Genomic DNA, 3,081 nt, shown 5'->3' with positions numbered 1-3,081 from the left:
CCTCGTGGTGGTGACCGACGACAACCCGCGCAGCGAGGACCCGGCCGCGATCCGCGAGGCCGTCCGCGCCGGTGCCGAGTCCGCCGCCCCCGACGGGACCCGCATCGAGGAGATAGGGGACAGGGGGGCCGCGATCGCCGCGGCGATCGACTGGGCCCGCGCCGGCGACGCGGTGGTGATCGCGGGCAAGGGCCACGAGACCGGGCAGGAGATCGACGGCGCGGTCTTCCCCTTCGACGACCGGGCCCGCGCGGCCGAGGAAATCATCAGACGCATGCACTACACCGACCCATCGGTCCAGACGGAGGACAGCACCTCATGATCGACCTCACCCTCGGCGAGATCGCCGGGATCGTCGGCGGTCGGTTGGTCGGCGGCGACCCCTCGACCGCGGTCACCGGTTCCGTCGAGTTCGACTCCCGTCGTCTCGAGCCGGGCGGACTGTTCCTCGCACTCCCCGGCGAGCGGGTCGACGGACACGAGTTCGTCGCCCGCGCGCTGCAGGCGGGTGCGGCGGCGGCGCTGGTCGCCCGCGAGGTCACCGATGTCCCCGAGGGCGCGGGCGCGCAGATCGTGGTGCCCCCCGTGGACCGGCGCGTGACCAACGCCATGGTCCTGGCCGCGGATTCCGACGGGTCCGGTGCGGCGGTGCTCGCGGCGCTCGGGTCCCTGGCGCGCGCCAGCGTGGACAGATTGGTCGCCGACCACGGGCTCGTCGTGGTCGGGATCACCGGCTCCTCGGGCAAGACCAGCACCAAGGACCTCATCGGCGCGGTTCTCTCCGCGGCCGGGACGGTCATCGCGCCGCCCGGATCGTTCAACAACGAGATCGGCCATCCCTGGACCGCCCTGCGTGCCGATGAGTCCACGGACTTCCTGGTGCTCGAGCTGAGTGCCCGCGCGCCGGGCAACATCCGCGAGCTCGCGGAGATCGCGCCCCCGAGGATCGGTGTGGTGCTCAACGTGGGGACCGCGCACCTGGGTGAGTTCGGGTCGCGTGACGTCATCGCCGCCACGAAGGGTGAGTTGGTCGAGGCCCTGCCGGATGCGGCCCACGGAGGGGTCGCGGTGCTCAACGCCGACGATGACCGGGTCCTGGGAATGGCCGGGCGGACGTCCGCCGAGGTCGTGACGGTCGGGACGGGCCGGTCCGCGGACCTCCGCGCCGAGGACGTGCGGCTCGACGACGAGGTCCGGGCCTCCTTCCGGCTGGTGACCCCGGACGGCGAGGCCGACGTGGCCCTCCGCGTCCACGGGGAGCACCAGGTGGGCAACGCCCTGTCGGCCGCCGCGGTGGGTCTGGCCTGCGGTATGGACGTCGCCGCGGTCGCCGCCGCTCTCGGCACCGCCCGGGCCGCCTCCGCCCGGCGGATGGACGTCCGGGTCACCGCCGACGGTGTCACCGTGATCAACGACTCCTACAACGCCAACCCCGATTCGGTGCGGGCCGCGCTCAAGTCGCTCGCGGTGATGGCCCGGTCGGGAGGGGGACACCGCCGGACCTGGGCGATCCTGGGCGAGATGGCGGAACTCGGCGACGACTCGGTGACGGAGCACGACCTCATCGGGCGGTTCCTCGTGCGGCTCGACGTGTCCCAACTCGTGGTGGTCGGCCGGGGTCGACCCCAGCGCGCACTGTTCCAGGGGGCGGTGCAGGAGGGCTCGTGGGGATCGGAGGCGGAGCACGTCGAGACCGCCGAGGAGGCGTCCGCCATCGTCGACGAGCGCGTGCAGCCGGGGGACATCGTGTTGGTCAAGGCCTCGGCGGCCGTGGGCTTGTGGAGCGTCGCGGAGCATCTGCTCGCGTCGCGTGGTGAGGAGAAGTCCGAATGACCCAGATCATGATCGCGGGCATCGTCGCCTTCGTCGTGAGCATCTTCCTCACCCCGGTGCTCATCATCTACTTCCGTCGGCACGGCTTCGGGCAGGAGATCCGCCTGGAGGGCCCCCAGTCGCACATGAGCAAGCGCGGGACCCCCAACATGGGCGGGATCGCGATCCTCGCCGCGGTGTGGCTGGGGTACATCGTGGCCGGGCTGGTGGGGCAGGTGACGGTGGGCGGTGGCGGGTTCACCGCCTCCGGCCTGCTCATCCTCGGACTGGCCACCGCGTTGGCCGTGGTCGGGATGATCGATGACGGCCTCAAGGTGTTCAAGCGGCACAACAAGGGTCTGGGCATCCTGTCCAAGACCGCCGGTCAGGTGCTCGCGGCGCTCGCCTTCGGCATCCTGGTCCTGGGATTCCGCAACGACGACGGGCTGACCCCCGCCAGCAGGTCGCTGAGCTACGTGCGGGACTTCGTCGCCGTGACCTTCCCGGTGGTCGTCTTCCTGGTCTTCATCGTTCTCCTGGTCTACGGCTGGTCCAACGCGGTCAACTTCACCGACGGTCTGGACGGGCTCGCGGCCGGTTCGATGGCCATGGTCATGGGCACCTACGTGGTGTTCAGCTTCTGGCAGTTCCGGTACTCGTGCTTCTCCACGGCGGAGGGGGTGGACCTGTCCGGGTGCTACCAGGTCCGGGATCCCCTCGACATCGCCGTGGTGTGCTCCGCCGCGCTCGGGGCGTGCCTGGGCTTCCTGTGGTGGAACGCGGCGCCGGCCAAGATCTTCATGGGCGACACGGGGTCGATGTTCCTGGGCGGCATCGTCGCCGGTGTCTCGGTGGTCTCGCGGACCGAACTCCTGATGGTCGTCGTCGGCGCGGTCTTCGTGATCGAGTTCGTCTCGGTGCTCATCCAGGTCGCGGCGTTCCGCACCACCGGCCGTCGTCCGTTCCGGATGACACCCATCCACCACCACTTCGAGAACGGCGGATGGGCCGAGACGACCGTGACCATCAGGTTCTGGCTCCTCGTGGCCATCTCCTGTGGCCTGGCCATCGCGCTGTTCTACGGTGACTGGCTCGCGAGCTCGACGGGATGACCGACGTGACACGAGAGCGTATGGACATCCGCGACCTCGCCGGCGCCCGCGTGCTCGTCCTCGGCGCCGGGGTGTCCGGGCCGGGGGCCGTCCGGATCCTCCACGCGCTCGGCGCCGAGCCCGTGGTGGCGGACTCGCGACCGGAGGCCGTCGAACT

3 protein-coding genes and 1 pseudogene are annotated in these 3,081 nt (G+C 70.9%); all 4 read left to right on the top strand.

Features of this window, described 5'->3' with window-relative positions; genetic code table 11:
* A partial coding sequence (locus tag G6028_RS06235) for a glutamate ligase domain-containing protein (protein WP_422110522.1) occupies window positions 1-322 on the top strand: 322 nt, incomplete at its 5' end.
* Window positions 319-1,833: a UDP-N-acetylmuramoyl-tripeptide--D-alanyl-D-alanine ligase gene (locus G6028_RS06230; protein ID WP_182658351.1), complete on the top strand. Its 1,515-nt coding sequence runs from the start codon at window positions 319-321 to the stop codon at window positions 1,831-1,833. The genes G6028_RS06235 and G6028_RS06230, both read left to right, overlap by 4 nt.
* Window positions 1,830-2,924, top strand: coding sequence for a phospho-N-acetylmuramoyl-pentapeptide-transferase (mraY, locus tag G6028_RS06225; RefSeq protein ID WP_182658350.1), 1,095 nt, complete (start codon window positions 1,830-1,832; stop codon window positions 2,922-2,924). The genes G6028_RS06230 and mraY overlap by 4 nt, the downstream gene beginning before the upstream one ends.
* Window positions 2,921-3,081, top strand: a pseudogene (gene murD / locus G6028_RS06220) (UDP-N-acetylmuramoyl-L-alanine--D-glutamate ligase); the annotation flags it as partial. The gene mraY and the pseudogene murD, both read left to right, overlap by 4 nt.

The organism is Dietzia cercidiphylli (assembly GCF_014145145.1).
Classification (GTDB): Bacteria; Actinomycetota; Actinomycetes; order Mycobacteriales; family Mycobacteriaceae; genus Dietzia; species Dietzia natronolimnaea.
The sequence above is the reverse complement of the archived record's forward strand: the minus strand, read 5'-3'. Positions and strand labels throughout refer to the sequence as shown.

Excerpts from the sequence above, each read along its gene's own strand:
- G6028_RS06230 (WP_182658351.1), top strand. The coding sequence starts at position 319 with ATGATCGACCTCACCCTCGGCGAGATCGCCGGGATCGTCGGCGGTCGG.
- mraY (WP_182658350.1), top strand. The coding sequence starts at position 1,830 with ATGACCCAGATCATGATCGCGGGCATCGTCGCCTTCGTCGTGAGCATC.